General features: G+C 60.2%; 21 protein-coding genes and 1 pseudogene. 6 read left to right on the top strand and 16 right to left on the bottom strand.

Annotated elements, in window-relative coordinates; translation table 11 throughout:
• Positions 1 to 3: 3 nt before the first annotated feature.
• The gene (locus NKI21_RS23680; protein ID WP_023809564.1) at positions 4 to 498 is read left to right on the top strand and encodes a Rab family GTPase; all 495 of its coding nucleotides are present in this window, start codon (positions 4 to 6) and stop codon (positions 496 to 498) included.
• A 3-nt stretch (positions 499 to 501) separates the two neighbouring features.
• Positions 502 to 1,572: an adenylate/guanylate cyclase domain-containing protein gene (locus tag NKI21_RS23675; protein WP_023809563.1), complete on the top strand. Its 1,071-nt coding sequence runs from the start codon at positions 502 to 504 to the stop codon at positions 1,570 to 1,572.
• A 305-nt stretch (positions 1,573 to 1,877) separates the two neighbouring features.
• Here the strand turns inward: NKI21_RS23675 and NKI21_RS23670 are convergent, their stop codons facing one another.
• The 3 genes from NKI21_RS23670 to NKI21_RS23660 all read right to left on the bottom strand — a co-directional run bounded on the left by NKI21_RS23670 (position 1,878) and on the right by NKI21_RS23660 (position 4,693).
• Entirely contained in the window at positions 1,878 to 3,257 is a 1,380-nt protein-coding gene (locus tag NKI21_RS23670) for a hypothetical protein (RefSeq protein WP_031212620.1), read from the bottom strand.
• Positions 3,257 to 3,781: a GNAT family N-acetyltransferase gene (locus NKI21_RS23665; protein ID WP_023809560.1), complete on the bottom strand. Its 525-nt coding sequence runs from the start codon at positions 3,779 to 3,781 to the stop codon at positions 3,257 to 3,259. The genes NKI21_RS23670 and NKI21_RS23665 overlap by 1 nt, the downstream gene beginning before the upstream one ends.
• A gap of 69 nt (positions 3,782 to 3,850) precedes the next feature.
• Positions 3,851 to 4,693, bottom strand: a complete 843-nt coding sequence (locus tag NKI21_RS23660) for a hypothetical protein (protein ID WP_352867561.1) — start codon at positions 4,691 to 4,693, stop codon at positions 3,851 to 3,853.
• A 189-nt stretch (positions 4,694 to 4,882) separates the two neighbouring features.
• On the opposite strand from NKI21_RS23660, the gene NKI21_RS23655 reads away from it, so the two are divergent.
• A complete protein-coding gene (locus NKI21_RS23655; RefSeq protein ID WP_023809558.1) occupies positions 4,883 to 6,298 on the top strand; it encodes an adenylate/guanylate cyclase domain-containing protein in 1,416 nt (471 codons plus the stop codon).
• Between the two features lie 124 nt (positions 6,299 to 6,422).
• On the opposite strand, the gene NKI21_RS23650 is transcribed toward NKI21_RS23655, so the two are convergent.
• The 8 genes and pseudogenes from NKI21_RS23650 to NKI21_RS23615 all read right to left on the bottom strand — a co-directional run bounded on the left by NKI21_RS23650 (position 6,423) and on the right by NKI21_RS23615 (position 16,572).
• Positions 6,423 to 6,902: a class I SAM-dependent methyltransferase gene (locus NKI21_RS23650; RefSeq protein ID WP_023809557.1), complete on the bottom strand. Its 480-nt coding sequence runs from the start codon at positions 6,900 to 6,902 to the stop codon at positions 6,423 to 6,425.
• Between the two features lie 207 nt (positions 6,903 to 7,109).
• Positions 7,110 to 8,291, bottom strand: coding sequence for an ABC transporter permease (locus NKI21_RS23645; RefSeq protein ID WP_031212616.1), 1,182 nt, complete (start codon positions 8,289 to 8,291; stop codon positions 7,110 to 7,112).
• Entirely contained in the window at positions 8,288 to 9,286 is a 999-nt protein-coding gene (locus tag NKI21_RS23640) for an ABC transporter permease (protein WP_023809555.1), read from the bottom strand. The genes NKI21_RS23645 and NKI21_RS23640 overlap by 4 nt, the downstream gene beginning before the upstream one ends.
• Positions 9,287 to 9,288: 2 nt before the next feature.
• The gene (locus NKI21_RS23635; RefSeq protein ID WP_023809554.1) at positions 9,289 to 11,187 is read right to left on the bottom strand and encodes an ABC transporter substrate-binding protein; all 1,899 of its coding nucleotides are present in this window, start codon (positions 11,185 to 11,187) and stop codon (positions 9,289 to 9,291) included.
• Entirely contained in the window at positions 11,184 to 13,079 is a 1,896-nt protein-coding gene (locus NKI21_RS23630; protein ID WP_023809553.1) for an ABC transporter ATP-binding protein, read from the bottom strand. The genes NKI21_RS23635 and NKI21_RS23630 overlap by 4 nt, the downstream gene beginning before the upstream one ends.
• Before the next feature lie 157 nt (positions 13,080 to 13,236).
• Entirely contained in the window at positions 13,237 to 14,571 is a 1,335-nt protein-coding gene (locus NKI21_RS23625; protein ID WP_352442503.1) for an adenylate/guanylate cyclase domain-containing protein, read from the bottom strand.
• A 388-nt stretch (positions 14,572 to 14,959) separates the two neighbouring features.
• A pseudogene (locus NKI21_RS32395) lies at positions 14,960 to 15,247 on the bottom strand (NAD(P)-binding domain-containing protein); the annotation flags it as partial.
• A gap of 143 nt (positions 15,248 to 15,390) precedes the next feature.
• Positions 15,391 to 16,572 (bottom strand): DUF3095 domain-containing protein, encoded by a 1,182-nt coding sequence (locus NKI21_RS23615; RefSeq protein ID WP_352442504.1) that lies wholly within the window; start codon positions 16,570 to 16,572, stop codon positions 15,391 to 15,393.
• 73 nt (positions 16,573 to 16,645) lie between these two features.
• Here NKI21_RS23615 and NKI21_RS23610 point away from each other — a divergent pair, with 73 nt between their 5' ends.
• Positions 16,646 to 17,734, top strand: coding sequence for a glycosyltransferase family 4 protein (locus tag NKI21_RS23610; RefSeq protein ID WP_023809547.1), 1,089 nt, complete (start codon positions 16,646 to 16,648; stop codon positions 17,732 to 17,734).
• On the top strand, positions 17,731 to 18,492 hold the full coding sequence (locus NKI21_RS23605) for a polysaccharide deacetylase family protein (RefSeq protein ID WP_023809546.1): 762 nt from the start codon (positions 17,731 to 17,733) through the stop codon (positions 18,490 to 18,492). The genes NKI21_RS23610 and NKI21_RS23605 overlap by 4 nt, the downstream gene beginning before the upstream one ends.
• A gap of 1 nt (position 18,493) precedes the next feature.
• On the opposite strand, the gene NKI21_RS23600 is transcribed toward NKI21_RS23605, so the two are convergent.
• From NKI21_RS23600 to NKI21_RS23590, 3 genes are read right to left on the bottom strand one after another with little or no spacing between them, the layout of a single operon-like run.
• Positions 18,494 to 19,348 carry an MBL fold metallo-hydrolase gene (locus NKI21_RS23600; RefSeq protein WP_352867559.1) on the bottom strand — a complete coding sequence of 285 codons (855 nt, stop codon included), beginning with the start codon at positions 19,346 to 19,348 and terminating at the stop codon, positions 18,494 to 18,496.
• A gap of 23 nt (positions 19,349 to 19,371) precedes the next feature.
• A complete protein-coding gene (locus NKI21_RS23595) occupies positions 19,372 to 19,818 on the bottom strand; it encodes a cyclic nucleotide-binding domain-containing protein (protein ID WP_031212612.1) in 447 nt (148 codons plus the stop codon).
• A gap of 34 nt (positions 19,819 to 19,852) precedes the next feature.
• Positions 19,853 to 22,567 carry an ABC transporter transmembrane domain-containing protein gene (locus NKI21_RS23590; RefSeq protein ID WP_352442505.1) on the bottom strand — a complete coding sequence of 905 codons (2,715 nt, stop codon included), beginning with the start codon at positions 22,565 to 22,567 and terminating at the stop codon, positions 19,853 to 19,855.
• Positions 22,568 to 22,800: 233 nt separating this feature from the next.
• Between NKI21_RS23590 and NKI21_RS23585 the strand changes: the two genes are divergently transcribed.
• The gene (locus tag NKI21_RS23585) at positions 22,801 to 23,466 is read left to right on the top strand and encodes a class I SAM-dependent methyltransferase (protein ID WP_352867555.1); all 666 of its coding nucleotides are present in this window, start codon (positions 22,801 to 22,803) and stop codon (positions 23,464 to 23,466) included.
• A 36-nt stretch (positions 23,467 to 23,502) separates the two neighbouring features.
• Here the strand turns inward: NKI21_RS23585 and NKI21_RS23580 are convergent, their stop codons facing one another.
• Together NKI21_RS23580 and NKI21_RS23575 are read right to left on the bottom strand one after the other, a co-directional pair.
• Positions 23,503 to 24,654, bottom strand: a complete 1,152-nt coding sequence (locus NKI21_RS23580; protein WP_023809542.1) for a glycosyltransferase family protein — start codon at positions 24,652 to 24,654, stop codon at positions 23,503 to 23,505.
• Positions 24,651 to 25,895 carry a glycosyltransferase gene (locus NKI21_RS23575; RefSeq protein ID WP_023809541.1) on the bottom strand — a complete coding sequence of 415 codons (1,245 nt, stop codon included), beginning with the start codon at positions 25,893 to 25,895 and terminating at the stop codon, positions 24,651 to 24,653. Before NKI21_RS23575 ends, NKI21_RS23580 begins: the two co-directional genes overlap by 4 nt.

Genomic DNA, 25,895 nt, shown 5'->3' with positions numbered 1-25,895 from the left:
AAGATGTTGCAAAAAAAGATCTGTATGTTGGGCGGGTTCTCTGTTGGAAAGACGAGCCTGGTTCGCAGGTTTGTGAAAAGCATCTTTTCAGAGACCTACTTGACCACGGTGGGAGTGAAAATCGACAAAAAGAGTGTCGCACTCCCGGACAAAACAGTGGATCTGATTTTATGGGATTTGGCCGGCGAAGATGATATCGGCTCATTCCGCGTCAGCCATGTGCGAGGTGCGACAGGCCTCGTGCTTGTCGTCGATGGAACCCGCGCCGCTACCCTTACCGCTGCACTCACGCTGCGCGAGCGGGTCGAGGCTGAATTCGGTGCTATGCCGTTCGTACTGCTTTTCAACAAATCAGATCTGGCCGATCGGTGGGTAATACCAGATAGAGAAATTGACGAACTGAGGCAACGCGGATGGCAAGTCTATCTGACAAGTGCGCTCTCGGGTGAGCATGTCGATGATGCGTTTCTTAAACTCGCTTCGATGGTCACCAAATAGACCATGCAAAGATTGCCAAGAGAGGTCGGAAGCTGGATTTACGATTTCTTCTACAACGAGCGTGCTATTGCGTATGTGAAAATTGACGCCCAGCTGCGGACAGCGGCGAAGGGCGGTAACGTTGAACATTACGGGCTCTCATGCCTTCGCATCGGTAAGCCTGTAGCCGACCAGCTTGAATTCATGGAAGGTTTGCTGCCTTGCCCGGAGCTTCCATTTCATATGCCTATGGTCGAACTGCCCAGCGGGCGTGTCGCGGACCTTCATCTTTTTGCTGATGATGACTGCGTGTGGCTGCTCTTTCTTGATGCCACTGCCGAACGCGACAACAAGCAGCGGCTTCAACAGAAGGCTTATGAAATGACTCTTCTGCAAGAGAGGGAGCGCCAACTCAACGAGAAGTTACATTCGGCCAATGAGGCGTTGAGGAAGAGTCAGGAGGGATTGTCGCGTGAATACCAGCGCGCGGAATCCCTGCTCCTCAACATTCTTCCGGCGTCGATCGCGGAGCGGTTGAAAGCGCAAAAGAAAATTGCCGACAACCACGCGGAGGTGAGTGTGCTTTTTGCCGACATCGTCGGTTTTACCGAAAGAGCGCGCAGCGTCGGAGCGGTGACTACGCTCGCTATCTTGAATTACTTCTTCAAGGCGGCGGATAGGCTCTCGGAACGACACGGCTGCGAAAAGATCAAGACTATCGGCGATTGTGTCATGGTGGTCGCTGGCCTGCCCACCGCGCGATCCGATCATGCACGAGCCCTCACGCACTATGCAGTTGAACTGCGCAAGGCGGTCAAGCGCGAACTCTTCGCAGGAGAACCGATAAGGCTGAGAATTGGAATTCACTCGGGACCGATCGTCGCTGGCGTCATAGGCAAAAGGCGGTTCGCCTATGACCTGTGGGGCGAGACCGTTAATCTCGCCTCACGTATTCAAACGTCCGCGGAGCCCGGTGAAATCCGTATCTCCGATGCAACGCGCCAACTGCTTGGGCCAAAATTTGCTTGCGACCCACTTGAGGAAACGGAATTGCGTGGTGCAGGTCGTGTACGAATGTGGCGGCTCCCAGCCTGATTTCCGGTTGACGATCCTGGAGCGCACTGCATCTCAAGCCGCAAATGATCAACGCAAAGATTTGACCCAACTAGTGACCCTCATTGGGCGACTTGGGGCTGGCTCGCAACGACAGTTACGGCCATCTGGGCCGTTTTCCCCACGCGTGGCGGCATGGCAGGAACTGCTCGCGTCAATCCTGACTATTCGCTGGAATACCGTCGCAAAGTCTTGCCTTACAAGAACCCTGCCGATATCGAACTCACGGTCGACGGGCTCCGCAAGGCCGGAATAGTGCAATGACAAATGAGGGCATGCGGCCCGGATCAGACGCCAAAGGCTCGGCCTATCTTGCGCCATCGGGCGTTTTCACGAACCAGTTTCAGGTCGTCGGTCGTCTCGGCAAAGGTGTGCGAACGGTAGTGCCCGAGCAGGTCAGGAAACAGCCTCCCTGCCGGCAGGCCGGCAACCTGTTCGCGGACCGACATTTTTTCATCGATGACCCGGGTGCCCCAGGCATTTTCCCGAACCTGCAACTCGGCAGCCAGACCGCGCTCTTCCGGCGCGGTTTCATCCAGCGCGGCCAGCAGGATCGAATGGAAAAGCGCTACATAACCGATCTGCCTCAGGCCGCCCACGACCCGCACGCGCGGCAATATGGCAAGAACGAGGAACGTCAGGAACAAGTTCGGCAGCAGCACGCCGTCCAGCAGCGCCTGCTTGAGATGCGCCCGCTCGAACGGGATGGAAAGACCATTCGGCCTTTCAGGCTCGATCAGGTGCCCGTTCTCGAGGACGAGCTTGCGCACGCGCTCCTCGCGAATGCCCCAGAAATAGGCCGTGGCATTGGGCAGGAATCTGCCAAATGGGCTCGATTCGGTCTCTTGCAGGGTACGTTCGAGACGCTGACGCCTTGCGGGCTCAAGGAGCAGCTTGGAAAGAAGGCTGCTGTCATGGTCCAGATGCCGCGCCACGACGGAAGCCGCGAGCCGGTCATCGATGAACACCGGCCGAGCCATGCCGGAACGATCCCAATCGGCGACCAGATCCTCGTTGAGTTCTGTCAGTGCATCGGCGGCGGTTCCAAACACCTTGTCCTGGCTGGCGAGCAGTGTGCCCAGCCAGCGGCTGGCATCCGTTTCGTCGCCCACCGCTTCGAGCGCCCGCTTGTTGAGGGTGACCGGGCCGGCCGCGCAGGCGCTTTTGCGGCATAGTTTGTGGCGCCCCATGCCAAACAAGTTGACCTTGTCGTCGCCGACATCGAGCCATCCCGGCCCCTCCCGGCCAATTGTCTCCATGGTCATCGTCGTTCCCATGAAGCCGACGAAGGCCGACAGCCCGTTTTCGACCGCGCCGAGCCAGGCAAACAGGAGGGCATCGAAGGTGATCCGGTCCATCAGAAGCAGGCAGTGGAGGCCGGACTGAATCACCGGTCTGTGGTCGAATTCTTCAAGGGCCTTGCCGACCTCTTCAGGCTGCATGATCAAATCAAGGCGCTGATGCAGTATATCAAGCAGGATCGAACGGGCAGCGATCGCCGGACTCGATGCAGGCCTTGCCACCGGCCGCCACAGATGGCGGGCGTATTCGGAAACCGGTGCATTCCAGTTCTGCTCGATGTCACGCACGACTTCCGGGCAGAGCAGTGATAGCACTGCCAGAACATCCACCGGAGCCTTAAGGGTCGGATCAAAGTCCGTGGTCATCAGAACCGCAGCCGGGCCATGCTCAGAAGGTCGTGATACCGCCCTTCGGTAAAGCCGGCCTTCACATGCCGGCCTTCGACCTCGAAGCCGTGGCTTGTGTAGAGGCGGATGGCCGGTTCATTGTCGGCATAGACGGTCAATTCGACTCGCTTCAGGGCGCGCCAGTTGTCGGCCACGTCAAGCAGCGCGCCAAGTATGGCAGAGCCGATACCCTTGCCGACAAAGCCATCGTCAAGGCCGATATTGATCTCACCGATGTGCGAACGGCGCGGCGAACCCTGCACGACCAGGCTGCCATGGCCGACGACCTTGCCGTCCAGCTCGGCAACGATCCAGGTGGTTTCCTGGCCGGACTTGGCGATACGCCGTTCTACCTGCTCCACCATCTCGAATGGCATCCTGAGCGTGCCCCAGCGGAAGCCCGGCATGTTGAAGATGGCGCAAAGCGCCTCCGCATCGCTTGGCCGAATGGCCCGGAGTTGCGGCTGGATTTTCTTTGGGAATGGCGAGGTCGTGCTGGTCATGGCTTTCCCGGCAAAGGCAATGGGCCCGGCACGATGCACCGGACATCATCTGAAAATCCAGCCATCTCATCATCCTATGATGCCGATTGCGCGCTGAAGTACCAGGAGACGGCGTAGAGTTTGAAGATGCCGCTGATTCCGATCCAGCCGAAAAGGGCGAGCCAGCACAATGTTCCCGTCGCCGTCCAGTCGATCCGGTGCACTGCGGCCTCGGTGATGACAAGGCCAAGGATGGCACAAGCCGACCAGAAACTGCGCCAGACCGAGCACCAGCAACTCTTCGCGCGGCGCGCTTTTCCTGACGAGATATGTGCCGCCCGCTCCGGCGAGGAAGATGGCGCTGTAGACCTGAGCGTGGAAGGCGTCGATCGGCCACGGCCAGAAGCCGCCGAATGTCAGGGGAAACAGCAACAGACCGACGCCATAGAGCCCGAGGATCACCATTTCCATCGACATGTAGCCGCGCCATGCAGAGTTTAAGGTCACGCCCTTTGCGGAAGGACGGCCCCTGGCCCGCCAAAGGAACGATCCGGATACCGCGACCGAAGCAAGATAGACCAAGAACCAGAGCCAGGGCGCTTTGCGCTCGAAGTTGAAATAGCCGAGACTGAAGAACGAAGCCGCCGACACGATGACGGTGAAGATGAAGGCCATGACAAGCACGAGCCTGCCTGGCGACCAGCGGTTCCAGACCAGCAGCGCCGCCATCACGACCATTTCGGCGGTGTAGAAGCCGCCGAGGAAGCGGGCATTGAACGGCGTGACGGCCCAGGGCCAGCGCGGCTTGACCAGCGCAGGCGCGAAAAACAGGCCGGCGCCGACGATCAGGACGATGATGACCCCCGCCGAGAAAAGCCGCAGGGCCGCGGGAAATGGCGGGTTGCCGGGTGTCGGCGCGGGAGAAAGTCCCAAAGATGAATACCCCATGGACTCACCATAGTGCCGCTTGCGATCGGTGAAAATCCCGACGGAAATTGAACCGTCGCGCGGGCTTTGCCATTCGAATGGCCGTACGATCCGTTTCGAAGTAAGATGGAGCGCTCGGAACAAAGACCGGTTCCGGTGAACCACCTAGGGGGCGCATTTTCCGGAGCCTGCACGATGACCGAAATTCAGGATCTGTTCTCGCTTTTGCGGCAATCAACCGATGTCGATCTCCAGGCAATCGACGCGATCCGGCGGACCATCGCGGAAGGCAAGGATTATGAACTTTGCCGCATCAATGTGCCGGCTTTCGCCAGCAAGCATGGCCTCGACGAGGAACGCGCCATAAGCGCCTTCCTCCATGCGGCGCGGGTGGGCATCTTCGACATTTCATGGAATGTTCTGTGCCCCGGCTGTGGCGGCGTGCTCGACACCAACGCTACGCTGAAAACCCTGCAGAAGGACGAATACACCTGCGCGCTATGCTCCGAAGGCTATTCGCCGACCCTTGATGAGATGGTCGAGGTGACATTCACCGTCAGCCCTCGCGTGCGCAGGATTGCCGCCCACAATCCACACGAACTGCCGTTGGTGGAATATTTTCGCCAGATTTACTGGGGATCCGGCGTCGATCTGCCGGAAGAGGATCTGGCGAAAAACATAGGAGCGTTCTCGCTGGAGGATATCGAGCTGGCGCCGGGTGAAAAGGCCGTCCTGCTTATACAGCTTCCGCCCGAATTCATCATCGTCTTCGAGCCGGTCACCCATTCAGCGCAGTTCATCGACGCGAAGGGCAAACCAACAAAAGAGCGGCGAAGCCTGTCTTTGGCTTTCGACCGCGACCATGTCCAGAACCAGACACTGGAAATGCTACCCGGTCCGCTGCGTATTTCGCTGGAAAACAGGACCGACACCCGCGTGCTGCCGGCAGTCTTCATCGCCGGCGAGGCATTGCATAATCTCCTGGGCAAACGCCGGCCTTTTCTGACCGCCAAGCGCCTGCTCACCAACCAGACGTTCCGCGACCTCTATCGTACGGATACGCTCGACATCAACCAGCGCCTGAAGATCACCAGCCTCACCTTCCTGTTCACCGACCTGCGCGGATCGACCGCGCTTTACGAGCGGGTGGGCGACCTTTCAGCCTTCGATCTCGTGCACGTGCATTTCCAGGTTCTGCACGAGATCGTCGCGGCGGAGGCAGGCGCGGTGGTGAAGACCATCGGTGATGCGGTGATGGCGACATTCGCGACGCCTGATCGCGCGATGGCTGCGGCCCTCAGGATGCGTGATGCCATGCGTGCGCTCAATGACAGAAGCGGGCGCGAGGATCTGCTGCTCAAGATCGGTGTCCATGCCGGCCCCTGCATCGCCGTGTCCATGAACGAGCGACAGGACTATTTCGGCCAGACGGTCAACATTGCTTCACGGGTCCAGAACCTGGCCAACGCACAGGCTATCTTCGCCACCCGTGCAGTGGTCGACGACAATCTCACCGCCGATCTGTTGCGCAGGAACGCTCTGACGCCCGTGCTTCACGAAGTCTCGCTGCGCGGCATCGAGCGGGAGATAGCGGTGTATACAATCCCCTGAGCAATTGGGCCGTCCAGAGCAATTCCAAGGAAGTGTAAACGGTTTTCGGGAAAAGCGCCTAGCACTTTCCCTTGGAATTGCGGTAGAGCATCGTTTGCGTGAAAAGATGAGGGCTCTCGGCCGCTCACACGCGCTTGCAGAGGAAATAACGATCGGCGGGCTCTGAAGTCGGCGCCGGGAGGCGTTGCAGCAGCGGGTGATCGAGCGGCGTGCCACTGACCGCGAAGCCGCCGACGCGAAGCAGGCTCGCAATCAGATCGGGAAGCCAGGTAGCAGTCACTGCATCGCGATCGTCATAGCCGGTGCCGATGTCGGCATGAACAAGGGCGGCTTCGATGCCAATGAACTTGCGGGCCGTCTCGCGTATTTCGCCGAGCACGAGGTTTTCGGCTTCGGGAATTGAGCTGGCATGTGCACCGACTTCGCGGTCGAACACCACGATCCGGCGCCCGGGCAGGCGCTCGCGCAGATGGTGGAACGTCCGTCCGTTGCCGAGGCCGAGCTCGAGCACAAGCCCCTCCATCTTCGCCACCTCGACGCAGACTTGGTCGAGAATGTCGCGCTGTGCGGTCATCCTGCTGATGAAATTCTCAAGGCGACTCATATGCTTTGTGTGTCCTGAACCAGCTCAAGATCGGCAATGCCTCCGACACGAACTGTTCACGGGTGTATCCCGAAGGCGTAGTGCCAAACTCGATCACGTGTCGGAACATATAGAGGCGGACGATGAACACTGCAACAACCGTACAGGCAGCCGGCAAGGATCATACCGGGTGGAATAGGCGGCACGGCGCGCGGCAAAATAACGACCTCACTTGTAGGGATCTGCGGCGTCCCGCAAGCCGTCACCGAGGAAGTTAAACGCCATGATGACGAGAATGACGGGGAGCATCGGCAGGAGAAGCCATGGATAGAACGCGATCACGCTGACGCTGCGCGCCTCGGTGAGCAGGATTCCCCAGCTGGTTATCGGCGCCCTCAGGCCGAGCCCGAGGAAGCTCAGCGCCGTCTCGCCCAGGATCATGCCAGGAATCGAGAGCGTCGCCGTCGCGATCAGATGCGACATGAAGCCGGGAATGAGATGCCGCCTAATGATGCGGCTGCTTCCGGCGCCCATCAACTGCGCGGCGAGAACGTAATCTTCCTCGCGCAAGGCCAGAAGCTTTGAACGCACGGCCCGCGCCAGTCCGGTCCAGTCGAGCACTCCGAGGATGACGGTGATGCCGAAATAGATCAGGATTGGGCTCCAGGTTATCGGCATGATCGCCGCCAGGGCCAACCATAGCGGAATGCTGGGAATCGATTGCAGAACTTCGATTATTCGTTGAACGATCAGGTCGAAGATACCGCCGTGATAACCGGCCAGTCCGCCGATGACGATGCCCAGCAGGAAGCTGAAACTGATGCCGACGAGGCCGATTGTCAGTGAAATGCGTGCGCCATAGATCATGCGCGAGAGCACGTCGCGCCCCAGCCGGTCGGTGCCCGCCAGGAAAAGCTGACCGTTTTCGGCAGCGCAGACAAAATGCCTGTCACCTTCGATCAGGCCCCAGAACCGGTAACGATCGGCCTTGCAGAAGAAACGGAGCCGCTGAACATCGTCCTGGTTGTCGATGTAGTTCCGCTTGAGCGTGTCCATGTCCAGCGTCATCTGGCGGCCATAGACGAACGGCCCGACGAACTGGCCGTTGTGGAACAGGTGCACCTGCTGCGGCGGCGAATAGATGTAGTCCATGTTGCGCGTGTGCAGGTTGTAGGGCGCCAGGAACTCGCAGATTAATATCCCGAAATAAAGCACTACCAGGAATATGCCGGATACAAGGGCGAGCCGGTGCAAGCGGAATTTCCACCACATCAGCCGCAACTGCGACGCCTGAAAGACCTTCGACTGCTCCACCGTCATCGCCTCGACCGACTGCAGGTCAAAGGGCGCGCTGGAAACATAGTGTTCTAGTGGAGCACTCGGTGCGGGGAGCGGCGAATCCGTTTTCATTTGGTGCTGCCGCCCTGCAAACGAATTCGTGGATCCAGCAGCGCCAGCGCCAGGTCGGAAATCAGGACGCCGATAACCGTCAGGAAGGCGAGGAACATCAGGAACGACCCCGCCAGATACATGTCCTGGCTCTGCAGCGCCTTGATCAGCATCGGCCCGGTCGTTTCCAAAGACAGCACGATCGCGGTGATTTCGGCGCCGGAGATGATGGCCGGCAGGATGGAGCCGATGTCGGAAATAAAGAAATTGAGCGCCATGCGCAGCGGATATTTGACCAGCGCCCTGAACGGATGAAGACCTTTGGCGCGCGCGGTCACCACATATTGCTTGTGTAGCTCATCGAGCAGATTGGCGCGCAGCCGCCGGATCATGCTTGCCGTGCCGCCGGTGCCGATGATCAAGACCGGGATCCAGAGATGGGAGAGTATCGACTTCGCCTTGGCCCAGCTCATCGGCTCGCTGAGATATTGCGGGTCCATGAGATGGCCGATGGACGTGCCGAACCAGATGTTGGCGAAATACATCAGGATCAGCGCCAGCATGAAGTTCGGAATGGCAAGGCCTAGGAGGCCAAAAAAGGTCAGGCCGTAATCGCCCCAACTGTATTGATGCGTCGCGGAGTACATGCCGATCGGAAAGGCGATGAGCCAAGTGAAGATGATCGTGACGAAGGAAACCAGCACAGTCAGCCACATTCGGTCCCCGACGACGTCGCGAACCGGCAACTCATACTCGAAGGAATAGCCGAAATCGCCGTGCAGCATCCCGCCGACCCAATAGAAGTAACGAATGATCGGCGGCTTGTCGAAACCATATTCCTTGCGCATCATCTCGATGCGATCGGAATCCACCCCTTCGCCCTGTGCCCGAAGCTCGGCGACATAGCTGTCGAAATAGTCGCCGGGGGGAAGTTCGATGATCGTGAACACCAGCGCTGATATCACCAGCAGCGTTGGAACCATCACAGTAATGCGCCAGACAATATATCGAAGCACGCTCAGGACTCTCCAAGCCAGAATGTATCCGGCATGTAGACACCGAAATAGGCGGTCGGATCGTAGCCGAAGAGCGCCTTGTCAGGCAGATTGCGCAGCCGTGAGGACACCAGAATCGGCTGATGCGTTCCGTTCACGGTCCCGATCGAAAACACCTGATCGGTGTAGATCGACAGCATCGAATTCCAGATTTCGGCGCGCTCTGTCGCTTCGGTCGATGCGTTCCAGCGCTTGAGCAAAACCATTAACTCGATCACTGCAGGAAGATCGGGCGCCTCGCCCATCTTGCCATGAGACAAGTAGTGAGCACCCCAGAGCGGCCATTGCAGCTGATCGTCGATTGTGGGGGCCAACTGACTCGGGTTCATGTCGGCGGTCGGCACGCCATTGTCGATGCCCGACCACATCGACATCATGATTTGGCCGCCAAGCGCGCGGCTGCGGAAGATGTCGCGCTGCGAAGTCCGGATGAACAGGGCGATGCCGATCTTTCGCCAGTGATCGGTGATGAGTTCGAGCGCGTCGGTTTCCAGCGTGCTTTCGCCGGCGGTTTCCACGATGATCTGGGCAGAGCGTCCATCGGGAAGTATCCGCAGGCCGTCATCGTCACGTGCCAGAAGCCCGACCTCGTCGAGCAGCGCGTTGGCCTGGTCGGGATCATGGGCAACCCAAGCTTTAGCGAATTCCGGCCGGTAGAGCGGGCTCTCGGACAAAACCGTATCGGCGCTTTCCTGCGCCAATCCGTAGAACACGGCCATATTGATCTCGCGCCTGTCCACGGCGAGCGAAAGTGCGCGGCGCACGCGCACGTCACGCAGAAGGCCACGCCACACCTGGTCGGCACAATTCAGATTCGGCAGCAGCGCCAGCCGAGAACCCTGTGTGCGTTTCCACAGGTGCATCTTCACCGGATAGCGCTTCTCCGCGTCCTTCAGGAAGGAGTAATCGCTGAAGTCAATTCCCATGCATTGCAGGTCGCTCTCGCCCGCCCCGGTCTTCGCGGAGATGATCGCCGATGAGCTGACATTCATGATGATTCGGTCAACATAGGGCAGTTGCCGGCCGTTCTCGTCTGTCCGATGAAAGAAGGGGTTGCGCTCGAAGATGAATTGCTCGGCCGGCGGCTTGGTTCGGTTCTGCCAGGGGTCGAGCGTCGGCAGTTCCGGGTTCTCCGGGCGATATTGCCGCGACATACGGATATGCAGGAGCGTCCATTTCTGGGTCCGGTTCTCCTTCATCAGGCCGGCGAGCCGGAATGGATCCTGATATTTCTTGTGGAACTGCTTGAGATAGGCGGATGGCAGAACAAGCGATATCGGCGAAGCGGCAGCGAGCTTGGGCAGGAAGTCGGGATTGGGCGCATCCCAACTATAGCGCACCGTCAACGGATCGACGATCTCGAAGCGTGGCGGCTTGCCGTCCGCCATCAGGGTCGGGGCGAGCCCGCCTTGCGAAAGCTCATCGTTCAGCCAGACATCTTCCCAACAATAGCGAAAATCCTCCGGCGTCAGCAGGCTGCCGTCGGACCATTTGTGTCCTTCCCGTATCTTGAACGTGAAGATGCGATCATCCGCGACGTCGAAATTTTCGAGAATGTCGGCCTGCAAGCTAAGCTTTTCGTCGTAGCCGACCAGGCGAGAATATCCGTAAATCGTCATCATCCGGATATCTTTCTGGCTGCCGATGATCGTACGCAGCGTGCCGCCATATTGGCCCGGCTGCCGGCCCATCGTGGCGAGATTCAAGGCGCGCGGGCTCTTGGGCAGGCGCTCGGTGAGTGCTGGCAGCGCCCTGGCCGTCAGCTGCGGCCGAAGAAATTCCGGCTCCAGGTCGCCAGCGCGCGACGTGCCCGGCAGGAGTGCCGAAGCCATCACGCCAAGGACGGTGCGACGGCTGATCAATGGCGTAACTCGCTGACATCGGCCGAACGTCGGGCCAGCACGAGGTGGCCGCCGCCAAGATCGAGCGGCGCCAGGACATCCTCGTCGCCTTCTTCGCGGAATTGTGGTCCCCATGCGCTGGTGTCAGAAGCGCCGCCGAGCTTCAGCGTCTTGAAATCCATCGGCCGGTCGAGATCGGGGAAAGGTACCGCGGCGACCAGGGAGCGCGTGTAGGGGTGGATTGGTTTCCTGAGCAGAATTTCGCGCGGCGCAAGCTCGACGATACGCCCGCCGCACATCACCGCGATGCGGTCTGCCATGTAGTCCACCACCGCCAGATTGTGGGATATGAACAGGTAGGTCAGGCCCAGTTCTTTTTGCAGGTCCTTCAGAAGATTCAGGATCTGCGCCTGGACAGAGACATCGAGCGCCGAAACCGGCTCGTCGCAGATCAGGAGTTCAGGCCCCAGCGCCAATGCGCGCGCGATGCCGATGCGCTGACGCTGCCCGCCGGAGAAACTGTGCGGATAACGCTTGATGAAGCGCGGATCGAGCCCGATTGCCTGCATCAGGCTCTTGACCGTGGCGAGTCGGGACGCCGCATTGCCACGCTCATGGATCTCCAGCGGCTCGCTCAAGATGTTCTCCACCGTCATGCGAGGTGAAAGCGACGAAACCGGGTCCTGGAAGACCATCTGGATTTTCGCGCGCAATATGCGCAGGGCATCTCCCTCTGCGCCCAGGACGTCGGTCGGTCCATCGCGGCCGTTGAAGATCACAGAACCGCCGCTGGGGGTAATGGCCCGCATGAGGATCTTGCTGACGGTTGTTTTGCCACAGCCGCTTTCGCCGACCAGACCCAGACACTCACCCCGCCTGATGTCGAAGCTCACGCCGTCCACGGCGCGAACAGAGGATTGATGACCCCCGCTGAACCATCCTGACTTGCGGATGGTGAAGGTCTTAGTCAGATCCCTTACCGACAGCAGGATGTCGTCTGGCCCCTTCGATGCCGGGGCAGTCTGCTTGCCGAGCAGGTTCCCGACATTCACCGGCACCTCGCGGAGCGCCTTTAGCCTTTCACCGGGCTTCAGGTCGAAATGCGGAACGGCTGCCATTAGGCCCTTCAGGTAAGGGTGGCCCGGCCGGCGGAATATCGCCTCGACAGGCCCCATTTCCATGATCTCGCCATGGTACATGACCACCACCTCGTCGGCGACATTGGCGACCACGCCGAGGTCGTGCGTGATCAGCAGCATCGCCATGTTCAGCTTGGTCTGAAGCCCGCGCAGCAATTGCAGGATTTGCGCCTGGATGGTGACGTCCAACGCCGTCGTCGGCTCGTCGGCGATCAACAAAGCAGGCCGGCAGATAAGCGCCATGGCGATCATGGCGCGTTGCCGCAATCCTCCCGAAAGTTCAAATGGATACATGTCGTAGGCGCGCTTGGGATTGGGGAAGCCGACAAGGCCGAGCATTTCCTCGGTCCGCGCCTTGCGCTCCGCCCGAGCCATAGGCGTATGAATCTGCAAGGATTCGCTGACCTGGTTGCCGATCGTGTGCAGCGGCGAGAGCGATGTCATTGGCTCCTGAAAGATTTTGCCGATGCGGCTGCCTCTCAACGCCCGGATTTCGGTTCCGTCACGCTGCATCTGCAGGATGTCTTGCGTCGTGCCAGGCTTTTCAGGATCAGAAAACAGGATACGGCCGCGAACGTGGGCCGTATTCGGCAAAATGCCCATCACTGCCTGGCTGAGAACCGATTTTCCGGAACCGGACTCGCCCACAAGCGCGGTAACCTTGCCGGGCAGGACGCGGAGATTTGCGCGTCTGACGGCATGCAACGGTCCCCCGATCATGGCAAAAGAGATGCCAAGATCCTCGATCCGCAGCAGATCAATGCCCGAATTCATCCTCACACCAGCCCCACTCTGGCAGTCTGCCGGGCGGCAGACCCAAAAAGCGAGACTAGCGTATTGCCAGCCTAGAGCAACTTGGATTCGAATCGAATTCCGCGACGGAACCGGCGACCGGGCTGCACACCAAGGCTTTCGGACCGGATCGTGTCGGTTACTGGAGCTTCCTCCGGTCGCTTGCCGACAACCGCGCGGCATCGCGATGAAGCAGCATGACCTGCTCGGCGTCCGATATCCGGTCCTGAATCGGCGCAGCGTCTTCATCGAGCGCGAGAGCACCCGACAAATCGGGTGAAAGCACCGTCAGCTTCTGCTTGATACCCGCCAGTTCCTCCGTGCCGAGCGTCAGCCAACTGTTGTCGCCGCAATAGCTGGCGAAGTCCTTGCTGGCGAGAACGCTGTGCGGATATTTCTTGGTCAGGGTCTGGAGACGCTGGACCTCGTTTACAGCCGAGCCGAAGACAGAGAATGTCAGCCGGTCGGTAAGTCCGACGTTGCCGAACATCACATTGCCGACATGCAGGCCGATACCAAACTTTATGTCGCCCAACCCCTGCTCCTTTCTGCGCAGATTGAGCTCCATCATGCGCGCGCTGGCCTTGTGCGCTGCCGCAAGAGCAGCCTGGCAGGCGATCTCGGACTGCGAGCGATGCCTTTCGCAGGGGTAGACGGCGATGAAGCCATCCCCCAGGAAACTCATGATCTGCCCGCCTTTGCGATTGAAAGGTGCAGCGATGGCATCGAAAAACTGGTTCAGCGTATCGATGTAGATTTCGCGACCGGAGGTTTCGGCAAGCCTTGTCGACCCCCGCATATCGCCCATGACCAGTGCGGCCCGGATTGTGTCACCCTCGCCGCGCTTGATCTGGCCGTCCAGCACACGTCTGCCGGCGTCGCCGCCAAGATAAGTGGTCATCATGTTGTCGGCGAGCTTGGTGAGCACCGCCATCTTGGTGGCGATAGCGAGATAGTTCTGGATCCGCAATAGCGCCGAAATCATGCCGTCGCTGAAGCCAGACGCACTGTCGGTCGACCACGACCCCATCATGCCCTGGCTGGTATCGCCGTTGAAGGGATGCACGAATGCCATGTAATCGGTGACGCCCATACGCCTGAGGTCGTCGAAAACAGGAAACTCCGATCGCACCGAGGGGTCAAGCCGGCGCCGCAGGTGGTCGAGCTTGTTGCTGAGCAGATGGTAGTATGGGCTGGTCAGGAATCTGTCGGAATGAACGCCGTTCTCACTGCGGAAGCCTTCCACTTCCAGGCCCTGGCCGCGAAGCCAGGTAAAACCAAGCGCGTCATAGAGCGGATGAAGCATCGAAAAGCTCAAATGCACCCGCTTCAGCGGCAGGCCGGCAGCAGCCAACCGTTCACAAAAGCCCTTTACCAATGTTTCCAGGTCGTTGCCCGCCAGCGCCGATTGGCTCAGCCAGTCGGCAACTTTATCCATGAGAATGGTGGAAACTTCTGCTTGCGCTGTGCTCATGCTATCTCAAACCCGTCGAAGACGAGCCATCTCCTTTGATCCGCCACACAAGTGAAGGCAGTGAAGCCGGCTTCGGCGACGAAAGCCGGCGAAGAATTTCCTAAATAACTCCTTGCAGGAAGGAAGCAGGCGTAAACAGCATCTATCACCTGGAACCCTATGTGGCGAGGCTTCCGGCGGAGTGCAATCTCGATCCTGACATCGGGCAAAGAATTCGCCGTCTCAGACATCGTCGGGCCTTCACCACCACTGTCGCTTGGACCAGCCCGAGGCGGCCAAAATCATTGCGTGTGTCGACGACCAGAGGAGCGTGATCAGCGATCGCCTGATAGTCGATCGCGTCGTGGTAGGTTGCCACGACGACAGCATCGGATCCTTCGGGGATCCTCTCCGGCTCCCGGTGTTTCGTCAGCGGTGTCGGAACGCAGATTATGATGGCATCGCAGACGGCTAGTTCGGCAAATCCGCAGTGGTGCGGAACCGCCCGGCCGGCACGGCTGTCGACGTCACTGCCTCAAGTAGGATTGGCCGTTGCTCAGGCATCGACCTTCCGGGCTTCGATGTCGAAGCCGGAAACCGGGAACCCGGCGCGTGCGATCGCAACCGACAGCGGCAACCCGACATAGCTCGGTCCGATCACGCCGACTTGCGCGACGCACCTCGAAATCCGGTTCAGAAGACGGTCATATGTTGATCGTTAGGCGTCCAAAAATCTGCTTTCCCGTCAATTCGGACAGGCTACCCGCTCCCATGGCGCGGCTCACCGGTGCCAAGAACCATGAGTGAGGGCATGCTGCGGAAATCGATTTCCGCAAGCAGTCAGCAGACCGGCGCCTTCGCCTTCAGGCTTGCGGCAGCCATCGCGTAGCCGCCGGCGGCGCCATCGATGAAATGAACATGATCGCGCTGCAGCGGCGAGATGACGAGGCAGGTCATCAAGGCCGACTTCTGGCGGTGCAGGCCATAATTGCAGATGCCCGCCTCTTCCGCCTGCTTCAGCCGGTCTTGGATCCGATGCAGCACATCCGCGTCAACGTCGATGGTCATCTTCAAGCCGTCGTCGAACTTTCGGAAATCCGAATTGCTGGCCACCTCGCGTTTGTAGACCTTCGGATCGAAACGGCCAATCGTCCAGCCAAATCGATCGGTTACAGCCGTAAGCGTCATCAGGAACACGATCCACAGCTTCGACCGCCACCGCCATCCTGCCGTGGCCATCGCCCGCGCCTCGACATCCAGGCCGGCGGGCAGCAGACTGTAGCCCGGGCCGTCCACCGGCACCGGGTGGCCATTGCGCTCCTGCCTGCCGGCGAGGGCGATGATGTCGGAAGCCAGAAACTGAAACCCGCGCAAGTCGCGCGACGCCCCCGGTGTGGCTATGATCGAGACGATTTCGCCATGCCGTGCTTCGATCGGGTTCCAACGGCAGGAAAGGCCGGTCAGATCCGGCCGCGCGCCGACCGGCGCAGGATCGATGCGGTAGCGCCCCGCTTTCATCTCAGCTTCCGCCCAACTGCCGCCACCGCCGGCGAACATGGCATAGAAGGCCGCTTCGGAGGCCTGGAACCTCGCCACGCGAACGTCGAGGCCCTGCGCCCTTATGTCCCCTATCGGCACGATCGCGGCGCGCAAGGTCAGGCCCAGTTCGTCCGCCACCCATCTTTGGACGGCCGCCAGCGCGTTGCGGGCGATCTCCAGCGCCGAGCCGGGAAACGCCACGAGTGCGCCGTCGCCGCCGAAGACAAAGGGGAGATCTTGCCGACCCAGCGCATTGAGCAGCGCCGAAATGACGCTTGCGCCGGCCATATTGACGGTTTTATAGCGCCCCGCCTCGATCGCCTTGGTCGAGCCGACAATGTCGGCAGTGGCCAGCGCCCAGCCATCGGGGAGGGGCCGATAGTTATCGATATCGGCAACGCTTTCGAACTTTGCGAAGACAGGCAAAGAAGCGACAAACGGGTCGGACGCGACAGCTGGTTCCATGGCCATTAGATAGCACATTCCACGGCTTGAAGGTGAAGTCGATTACGCTTCGAAATTGACTTGCGCAGGCTTTCCGATGATAGGTCGCGCGATGCGAATTGCCTTCTACGCGCCGCTGAAGTCACCCAATCATCCCGTTGTCTCCGGCGACCGCCAGATGGCACGGATGCTTGTCAAAGCGCTGGAGTACGGAGGGCATAGCGTCGAATTGGCATCTGAGTTGCGCTTCTATCTACGCCAGCCGGAGTCGAAAAGTTTCGAGGCACTCAAGATCGAGGCCGCAGAGGAAGCCGCGCGGCTGACCAAGCTTTGGGATCGTGACGGCAAGCCCGATCTCTGGTTCACCTACCATCCCTATTACAAGGCGCCCGACTTGATCGGGCCGGAGCTGGCGTCGGCCTTTGCTGTCCCCTATGTGACAGCGGAAGCCTCCTATTCCAGGCGACGCAATGCCGGCTTGTGGGCCGATAGCCAAGCATTGGTGGCGCGAGCCATCGAACAAGCGGCTCTGAACATCTGCTTCACCCAAAGGGATCGTCAGGGACTGGCGGATGCTATTCCCAAGGCCGCTTTCGGTATGCTTTCGCCCTTCATCGACATATCGGCATTCCGGGAAATCCCGGCACGGGGTTGTCCGACGCGCCTCGTTACCGTCGCCATGATGCGCCCGGGCGACAAACTGGGCAGCTATCGCATGCTGGCGCAAGCGCTCGGCTTGATCGGCCATATGCCCTGGACCATGTCGGTCGTCGGAGACGGGCCAGCTCGCGACGAGGTCGAAGCGCAATTCGCCGGCTTGCCCGCCGATCGTATCGAATGGATCGGCTCGATCGAGCCTGCCGCCGTGCCGGATGTCCTTTACACCGGGGGAATCTATGTCTGGCCGGGTTATGGCGAGGCCTACGGCGTTGCCTATCTTGAAGCACAGGCCGCCGGCCTTCCGGTGGTGGCCCAGGACATCGCCGGCGTGCCGGAGGTCGTGCGGGATGGCCAGACCGGGTTTCTCACCCCGCCGGGCGATGTCGCGGCGTTCGCTTCCGCCATTGAAAGGCTTCTGGCCCGGGACGACGAAAGAACCATCATGGCCGCGGAAGCCCGGCGTTTCGTTCTCGAAGAACGTTCCCTCGGTGGCGCAGCTGCGCGTCTGGCCGAACTTATTGCGAAGGTCCCGGTCTCATGACGTCCGATCCGATCTGGCAGCCCTTGGTGGAAGAGCTGGCGCGCCTGCAACGGGCGGGCCGAAAGGCGGAGTTCTGGCTGCGCGACGACGACGCCGTGTATCCGACGCCTGCGCTTGATCGGCTGCTCGACCTCACCGGTGAATTCGCGGTTCCGGTCACTCTGGCCGTCATTCCGGCCCTGACCGACGCGAAGCTTGTCGCCCGGCTCGACGAGGCCCCGCATGCCACGGTCGCCATCCATGGCTGGGCGCACCGGACTCATGCGCCCGAGGACCAGAAAAAGCAGGAGCTCGGCGCGCATCGGCCACGCGAGGCGGTGCTCGATGATCTGGCTCGCGGACTGTCGCGAGTAACCGGCCTGCACGGCGCACGTGCCGTTCCGATGCTGGTGCCGCCCTGGAACAGGATCGACGCCGGCGTGGTATCCGACCTTGGATCGATAGGTTTTGCGGCCTTGTCAGTCTATGGGCCGCCGAAGCCGGCTTCATTGGCGGTCATCAACAGCAATGTCGACATCATGGATTGGCATGGCACGCGCGGCTGCCGCGATCATGGTGTATTGGTCCAGGCTATCATCGCACACTTGCAGCATGCATCCGACGGCGAGCCGATCGGCCTGCTCACCCACCATCTTGTACATGATGAATCGGCCTGGCTTTTCCTCGAACGATTGTTGACAGTCACCGCACAGGCTGAACCCTGTGCATGGCTTCCGATCAGGACATTGATCGGGCGCCACGCGGGTAAAGGAAAATAGCTCAGCGCTTTCTGTGCGATGAGACCGGGAACTTGAGCATCTGGCCATCCCGCGCGGCAAAAGCGCCGGCAAACCTGTTCTTGGCCAGCTTCTCCATCTCGTCCAGTTGCTCGTCGGTGCGTGTCGGATCGTGGTGAAACAGTGCAAGCGCCCGTGCACCGGCCGCCTCACAGAGCTTGACGCCCTGTTGCCATGTCGAGTGACCGTTACCGCGGCGGCGTTCCATTTCCTTCTCGGTGTAGGTGCAATCGTAAATGACGAGGTCGGCATCTTCGATCAGGTCGAGCACCGACTGATCGAGTTTGTCCGGCTCGTGCTCGGTGTCGGTGATCACCGCCACGACGCGGCCGCCCCATTCGATCCGGTAGCCTATGCAGCCTCCCGGATGGGTGAGACTGCCGGTCCGAACCACCACCCCTTCGCGCGGCCGAAGCACGTCTCCGGATACGAAATCGCGGCAGTCGAGATTTGCCTTGCAGACGTTCATTTTCACCGGAAACCACGGCGGCCGTATGAACTCATCGATAATCTGCCGGGTCGTCATGCGTCCTGCAAGATGCCCGGACCAAAGCGTAAGCTTGACGCTCGGGTCGAAGATAGGCGCAAAAGCCGGCAGCCCGATGATGTGATCGTAATGGCAATGGGTGAAAAGCAGGTCGAAATCGGTCACATCCGACGCCTGAAGCGCCCTGCCGGCAGGCCGTAGGCCAGAGCCTGCGTCGAACAGAAGCGTATGCTTGCCGCATCGCATCTCAATGCAGATTGTGTTGCCGCCATAGCGAGCGAATTCTGGCCCGGATACAGCAATGCTGCCGCGCACGCCCCAAAATCTGACCAGGAAAAAATCGTCGTCCATGCTACCTTTCGCCCATCATAGCTCTAGGCGCTTCGTGCGTCGATCAGATCCGCGGTCGTATGGCTTAGCCGATCGGCAAGAACCCGCAATATCTCGATGGTCATTTCCGGGAACTCCTTCATAAGCCTCAGGAAATGATCCTTGCGGATTCTCAAGGCCTCCAGATCACTTGCCGCGCTGACGGTGGCAGTGCGGGAGCTGTTGCACAATATGGCGATCTCGCCGACAATCGAATTTGGCAGCAGTTCGGCAACTTTCATCGGCCCGCTGTCGGAATCGACCAGAATATCCGCCCTGCCTGAAAGGATGACATAGGCAGCGTCTGCCTCGTCGCCCTGCCGGAAAAGAATCTGGCCGGCGCTGTAATTCACGCGATCGGATGTGAACGCGAGCAGCTTGAGCTTTGCCGGCTCAATGCCAGAGAACAAGGGAACGCGTTGAAGCATTCCAACTTCATCCTTGAGCAGCATTGTCGCAAACCTTCCTAAATTCGCGTCTGCCAGACTATGACAGAAGTTCCTTGAAGATACCGTTCTCTGCCAAAAGTGTCTCGTGTGTACCGTCTTCCACCAATTGACCCGAGTCAAAGACGATAACGCGATCGAACATCATCGCCATTGCCGGACTCGTCACGACCCACACAATTGCCGGCGAATGGCCGTCGCGTCTGGCTTCCTCGAGCACGTTTCGCAGCACCTTGTCCTGAATGCGCTGGTCGAGCGCCGACAGCGGCCGGTTGAGAATGAGAAAATCGGGACGCTTGAGCAGAGCCCGGGCAACATCGAGCTTCTGTCGCTGTCCGCCGGTCAGCCGCCTTCCACCGGCGCCGACGTTGAAGTCCAGGCCGACATCCAGAAGCTCGGCATAGAGCCCCAGCTCGTCAAGAATGTCATAGACGATGGAGCGTATGCGGTCCGGGGCGTCGGGATGGTTGTTTCCCACACGGCCGAATAGGACATTGTCCATGACGGTGGCCGCGGCAATGTATTTGGCAGGATCATACCGTTCGATCGCGTTGTGCAGTTCGGGCGGCAGGTTTTCATAGAACTGGTTGCGTGCGGCGACGATCTTGCTCATCAACTCGTCGGTCAGCAGGCCGAAGCGGTGCCGGGGCTCGATATAGGCAAAGCTCAAGGTGATGATCATGGCGCGGTCGGCCTCCGAAACCGCCTCGTAGGGGCGGTTCTTGAGCCGCTGCAGCAAGGTCTCGTAGGCGGGGATCTCCTCGGCGCTCATGAAGGCGAGCTGCTGGAAGAACTGGTGATCTGGCGGCAGGTCGGCAAACAGCTCGATGGCCTGTTCGGCGATCTCCATGCCCATCTCGTAGAGCGTGCTGTCGAGGCCGGCCTGCTTCAGCACGGAAGCAAAGTAGGGATTGGCCGCCAGAGCCTTGTCGGCCAGTTCGGGGCCGGCGGCGGCGCCGAAAAGCAAGTTCTGGCCGATCGTCGCTTCCGTGTTGTAAGCGCCCGGCTCGAAAGGAACCACCAGTTCGCGCAGCCCTTCCTGTTCCAGCCGGGTTCGCAGCGCTGCACGCAGTTCGACGATCCGCCCGGCGAGCTTCGTGTGACGCGTGAGGTCGGCCGAAGAGCGCAAGCCAAGATCCAGTATGTCGCGCGACAGAAGAACCGCGTCGAGCACCCGGCGCACCGCTTCAAAGAGGTCGTGCGGGCCGGTAGCACCGGCGGAAGCATAGTCGATCCAGTCGCTATGGACGTCGAAATCCGGATTGCCCGACCGGCGCGCCTCGTCCATGTTCCAGCGCTGCTGGTCTGCCGCGGCGCCGTCATAAGTCACCGATGTCAGCGGTGCATGCTTCAACCCGTAGAGCAGGTTATCGCGCAGGCTTGCTTGGAACAGGAAAACATCCGACGAGGCGTAAGACATGCGCCGGCCGGTCACGGCTTCGGGGAGTTCAAGCAGGTCATCGGCGCCCGAAGCGACCTTTCCACTCTCTGGCCAGTTCAGACGCGCGAAGGCTTCTGCTAGCGCCTCCGCTCCGCCTGTCGGGGTGCTGACCAGCGCCACCGTCTCAGCCGGCTTGACCTGCATGGAGACACGGTTGAGGAGCATTGCACCGCCATCGTCTGCCATGGAGAGACCGACCGCCGACAGCGGGTTTGTCATCGGACCGCGATCGTCGATCGTCAGTGCCGCGATTCCCGGCGCAATGATATCCTCGACGGTGAACTGTTCAACGACCTGCTGATATTTGACCTGGACATCCTGCCGATCCTGATCCCAGTCGATCAGTTCCTTCATCGGTCCGGGCAGGTCCTTGTAGGCTCCGATCACCGCCACGAGTTGGCCGACGTCCAGCCGGCCCCCGATGACCAGATACCCGCCGATCATGTAGAACAGAAAGGGCGTGAGCTGTGCGAGAAAATTGTTGAGGAACTTTACCATGAATTTCCATTGGTAAAGATCGAAGCGGATCTTGAAGATGAGCCCTAGCCTAGCAGCTATGTCGGCGCGCTCGTAGTTCGACGTATCGTGGACGTGAACCGCGCCGATGCCGTCAACGATTTCGCCAACCCGGCCAGAAAGCGCGCGCGCCGTCAACTGCCGTTGGCGCCCAAGCACGAGCAGCCGCCGCCGCATCCGCGGGATGAGTACGATCTGGATGATCACGATCACCACCGCTATCATTCCGAGCCAGACGTTCTGGACCATGATGAACAGCATGGCCGTCAGCGCCTGGCCGCCGAGCAGCACCGGCTGCAGGAAGGCATCGCCGATAAAGCCGCCCAGCGGCTCCACCTCATCCTTCACCATGGTCGCCACTTCGGCGGATTTCACCCGCTTGAAGTAAATCGGCGGAAACCGCAGCACACGATCGATCAGATCGAAGCGAATACGCCGCAGCATGCGTTCGCCGAGGCGGCCCTTGTAGGTGTTGATGTAGAGTTTGAACAGGCCGTTGATGACGACCAGCAAGAGGAACACAAGGCTCAGGGCAAGCAGCGTCTCCTTGCGGTCAAGCTGAAAACCGGAGAAGAACTGGACCTCGCCAATGAACGGCAGGTTATAGTGCAATCTCATGAAGGGCAGGGTCGTGCCGGGTTGCTCGAACCCCTTCCCCTGGATCGGGCCGTTGACGATCAGCTTCGGCAGGTCGAAGGACATGAAATATGGGATCATCGAAAGCAGGACGATCATCAATATCCAGATCTGCTGCTTCCGGGTGTGCGTCCAGATATAGCGGGCTAGGCTGGGTTCCATATGCGACTGTCAGTTTGGAGGATGCAGGCGGTGAAAGCACCTGCTGGCAAACGATGTATCGGCAATGTCTTCGCGGATGGACGCCGCTGGTCGGGACAGACGCAATCGGCCCCCTTCGCCACCGTGCAACGGCGAAACGGCTGGCGGCATCGTCTTATCCGCAAGTCGAACAGGCTCGCGTGAGGCAATATTGCGTTGTGTCGCCCGAAATCCCAACATAGAGGACGAATATGATGGATGTCACACAAGCACGCAATGCCGGCGGGCACGAACAAGCCTTGGATCTCGCCCGGGGAATTGCCGCCTATGTCGACCACCCTCTCGTCGCCGGGCTGGCGCGCGTCATCGCCAAGCATCCGACGGCCGACATCGCCAACGCCTTCAACCACAAGCAGGTCGCTTGCAAGATGTGGGCGCTCGACGAGCTGTTTGGAAGCTGCGGCGGCCGGTTCGGGCGTATATGGGTGCTGGGTGGATGGTACGGCGTATTGCCGGCAATGCTTTTCAACGACGCCCGTTTCGACATTGCGGCGATCGACAGCATCGACATCGATCCGGAAGTCGGGTCGGTCGCCCGGACCCTCAACCGGGAAGCCGGCGACCGCTTCCGGGCGCTGACGGAAGATATGTACGCACTCGACTATGCCGCCGGGCGGCCCGACCTAGTGGTCAATACGAGCTGCGAACACATAGCCGAGCTGGGTGCCTGGCTGGCCCTGCTTCCGCGGGGCACGAATGTGCTGCTGCAATCGAACGATTACTTCAGCGAGCCGACGCACATCAACTGCGTGGCTTCGCTTGCAGCCTTCGAAGCAATGGCGGCGCTACGGGAGATCAGGTTCTCCGGCGAACTGCCGACAAAAAAATATACGCGCTTCATGCTGATTGGAACTGTTTGAAGCGCGTTTCGCGAATCCAACGAGATGCGACCTGCGTTAGGATTTCGAGGACCAGGTTCGTTGCCGCTCGCGCAGGATTTGCGCAGAGTGACGGGCGCCTTCCAGATCGAGACGATGCGCCGCTGGCGCCGGTCCCGCAAGCGCCTGTTCGATCGCTTGCGCCAGACACTCAGGCGTCAGGTCCTTTTCCATCCGCACCGTTGCAAGGCCGAGCTCTTCGAGCATAAGGGCTCGAACCGTCTGTTCCGTTTCCCCGCCGGCTGCAAAGGGAACGAGCAGCGAGCGACAGCGCGCGCGCAGGACATCGCAGACAGTGTTGTAACCCGCCTGCGAGACCGACAGGCGGGCGCCGGTCAGCAAGCTGGCGAAATCCTCGCGAAACCGGAAGATGGACAGGCGCGGCGTCGCATCGCGTGTAATCGCGTCAAATTCGTCCTTCGGCAGGTTTGGGCCGGTGATCAGACACCATTTCCAGGCGTTGTCGGCATTCCGCGCTAATGCGATGGTGGACCGGACAAGGCTCTTTCCGGCGGCCCCGCCGCCAACCGACACCACAACGTCGAAACGCTCGGAGGCCGCGGGCGCTGGTGGCGCGGCAACGAGCCCCGTGTACGCAACCTCGGCCCTGATCGCTCCCGCCAGTGGAAATGTCTTGTCGATGGTTGCGAAAGCCGGATCGCCATGGACCATGACAAGGTCAAAATGCCTGTTAACGAGATCGACCGTTTCCTCGTTTCGGCCCGGCTTGACGCGCTCCTGAAGGATATCACGGACTGACGTCACCAGCAGCGGTCTGGGCGACGCCGCGTCGATGGCCTCGATCAGCGGCAAGAGTTCGAAACGCATCTGCCGGCGCCCAAATGGAAACGCCTCGACAATGACGATATCAGGCCTGCAATCCCGGAATGCCTGCAGCAGCATCTCTGAACGCCGTTTCTTGAAATCATCGTCGATGGGCTTGCCCTGCAGGTCGACAAGACCGGAAAATCCTTCATCACCGGAGGTGACAGATGGCAGGGTTACAGATATTGCCCCCAATCCCGGAAACCCCGCGACCGGCGCTCCGCCAGTGACGATGGTTACGTCAAACCCGTCATCGACCAGAGCCGCCGCGACGCGGCTGGAGCGCGCGAGATGGCCGATGCCGAGCAGGTGCTGGACATAGAAGAACGCGCGCAGCCGCTTCATTCGGCGGCCCGCCACTCCCGTTCGAACAGCTCCTTGAGCTGTCCAATGCTTGCTATGTGATCGAAATTGCCGCGCACGCGCGCCTCTGCGGTGTCGCCGAGGCGGGCACGCAGCACGGGATCACGGATCAGCCGCTCCAGCGCCTGTGCCAGGGCAATTGGGTTTTCCGTCGGAACCAGCAGCCCGGTTTCATCCGGCGATAAAAGCTCCGGCACGCCGGAAATATCGGTCGACACGCAGGCAAGCCGCTGGCTGGCCGCCTCCACCAGAACATTCGGCAGACCATCGCGGTCACCATTTGCGGTGATCCTGCAGGCCAGGGCGAAGATATCGGCGCGGCGGTAGTGCTCAAGCACCTCTTCCTGCGCGAGCGCGCCTTTCCAAGAGATGCGACCATCCAGTCCGAGCTTTTGCGCCAACGCCTTGAGCCGTTCCAGTTCCTCGCCGCCGCCAATATGCTCGAAACGCCACGCTAAATCACCGGGCAAGAGGGCAAGGGCCTCCAGCAAGGTGTCGTAACCTTTCTTTGCAACGGCGCGCCCGACACTCAGAACGATAACCGGTTCGTCCGGCGCCGAGCCGTCATGCTGTTTTCGTGCCTCGCCGAAAATGCCGAAGCGATCAAGGTCGAGCCCATGATAGCTCAAATGCACTGACGAGTTGCCGTCGGCGAGTTTTTTCAGACGGTCGAAGCCGGTTTTCGTGCAAGTTACCGTCCAGCGCGCCGAGGAAAGCTTGCTGGCCAGATCCCAATCCGCCGAAGTCCAGATGTCCTTGGCATGGGCCGAGCAGCTCCAGGGCAGACCAAGAAGCTGGCTGGCATAGCGCGTCACCGATGCCGGCGTGTGCGCGAAATGCGCATGCAGCCATACCGCGTCTTCGGGCCATTCGGCCGCTAGCACGAGCGCTTGCCCGAAACGGCGCGCGCGATTGCGCGTAAAGTCGCGCGGCATATCGACGGCCAGCGATCCCAGTGCACGCCAGAAGCCCGGCCGCAGCAAACAAGCAGAAAGCGAGCGAACCACGCGCAGCGGCTCTTCATGCAGATATTCCGGCAGATAATGGACGGGCGCTTTGATCTCGTCATGCACGGGGTGGCGTTTTGCGTCGGTCGGCCGCCTGAGCGCGACGAGTATCAGATCGAACCCCGCACGCTCCAGTCCGAGCAGTTCCTGCGCGATGAAGGTTTCCGAGAGCCGCGGATAACCCTTCAGAACCACGACGATCTTGCGATGTTGCAA

The sequence above is a fragment of the Mesorhizobium sp. M0715 genome, assembly GCF_040320355.1.
Taxonomy (GTDB): Bacteria; Pseudomonadota; Alphaproteobacteria; order Rhizobiales; family Rhizobiaceae; genus Mesorhizobium.
The sequence above is the reverse complement of the archived record's forward strand: the minus strand, read 5'-3'. Positions and strand labels throughout refer to the sequence as shown.

What these genes read in the sequence shown, in the direction of transcription:
- NKI21_RS23680 (WP_023809564.1), top strand. Translation starts at nt 4, where the DNA reads ATGTTGCAAAAAAAGATCTGTATGTTGGGCGGGTTCTCTGTTGGAAAG.
- NKI21_RS23675 (WP_023809563.1), top strand. Translation starts at nt 502, where the DNA reads ATGCAAAGATTGCCAAGAGAGGTCGGAAGCTGGATTTACGATTTCTTC.
- NKI21_RS23670 (WP_031212620.1), bottom strand. Translation starts at nt 3,257, where the DNA reads ATGACCACGGACTTTGATCCGACCCTTAAGGCTCCGGTGGATGTTCTG.
- NKI21_RS23665 (WP_023809560.1), bottom strand. Translation starts at nt 3,781, where the DNA reads ATGACCAGCACGACCTCGCCATTCCCAAAGAAAATCCAGCCGCAACTC.
- NKI21_RS23655 (WP_023809558.1), top strand. Translation starts at nt 4,883, where the DNA reads ATGACCGAAATTCAGGATCTGTTCTCGCTTTTGCGGCAATCAACCGAT.
- NKI21_RS23650 (WP_023809557.1), bottom strand. Translation starts at nt 6,902, where the DNA reads ATGAGTCGCCTTGAGAATTTCATCAGCAGGATGACCGCACAGCGCGAC.
- NKI21_RS23645 (WP_031212616.1), bottom strand. Translation starts at nt 8,291, where the DNA reads ATGAAAACGGATTCGCCGCTCCCCGCACCGAGTGCTCCACTAGAACAC.
- NKI21_RS23630 (WP_023809553.1), bottom strand. Translation starts at nt 13,079, where the DNA reads ATGAATTCGGGCATTGATCTGCTGCGGATCGAGGATCTTGGCATCTCT.
- NKI21_RS23625 (WP_352442503.1), bottom strand. Translation starts at nt 14,571, where the DNA reads ATGAGCACAGCGCAAGCAGAAGTTTCCACCATTCTCATGGATAAAGTT.
- NKI21_RS23615 (WP_352442504.1), bottom strand. Translation starts at nt 16,572, where the DNA reads ATGTGCTATCTAATGGCCATGGAACCAGCTGTCGCGTCCGACCCGTTT.
- NKI21_RS23610 (WP_023809547.1), top strand. Translation starts at nt 16,646, where the DNA reads ATGCGAATTGCCTTCTACGCGCCGCTGAAGTCACCCAATCATCCCGTT.
- NKI21_RS23605 (WP_023809546.1), top strand. Translation starts at nt 17,731, where the DNA reads ATGACGTCCGATCCGATCTGGCAGCCCTTGGTGGAAGAGCTGGCGCGC.
- NKI21_RS23600 (WP_352867559.1), bottom strand. Translation starts at nt 19,348, where the DNA reads ATGGACGACGATTTTTTCCTGGTCAGATTTTGGGGCGTGCGCGGCAGC.
- NKI21_RS23595 (WP_031212612.1), bottom strand. Translation starts at nt 19,818, where the DNA reads ATGCTGCTCAAGGATGAAGTTGGAATGCTTCAACGCGTTCCCTTGTTC.
- NKI21_RS23590 (WP_352442505.1), bottom strand. Translation starts at nt 22,567, where the DNA reads ATGGAACCCAGCCTAGCCCGCTATATCTGGACGCACACCCGGAAGCAG.
- NKI21_RS23585 (WP_352867555.1), top strand. Translation starts at nt 22,801, where the DNA reads ATGGATGTCACACAAGCACGCAATGCCGGCGGGCACGAACAAGCCTTG.
- NKI21_RS23580 (WP_023809542.1), bottom strand. Translation starts at nt 24,654, where the DNA reads ATGAAGCGGCTGCGCGCGTTCTTCTATGTCCAGCACCTGCTCGGCATC.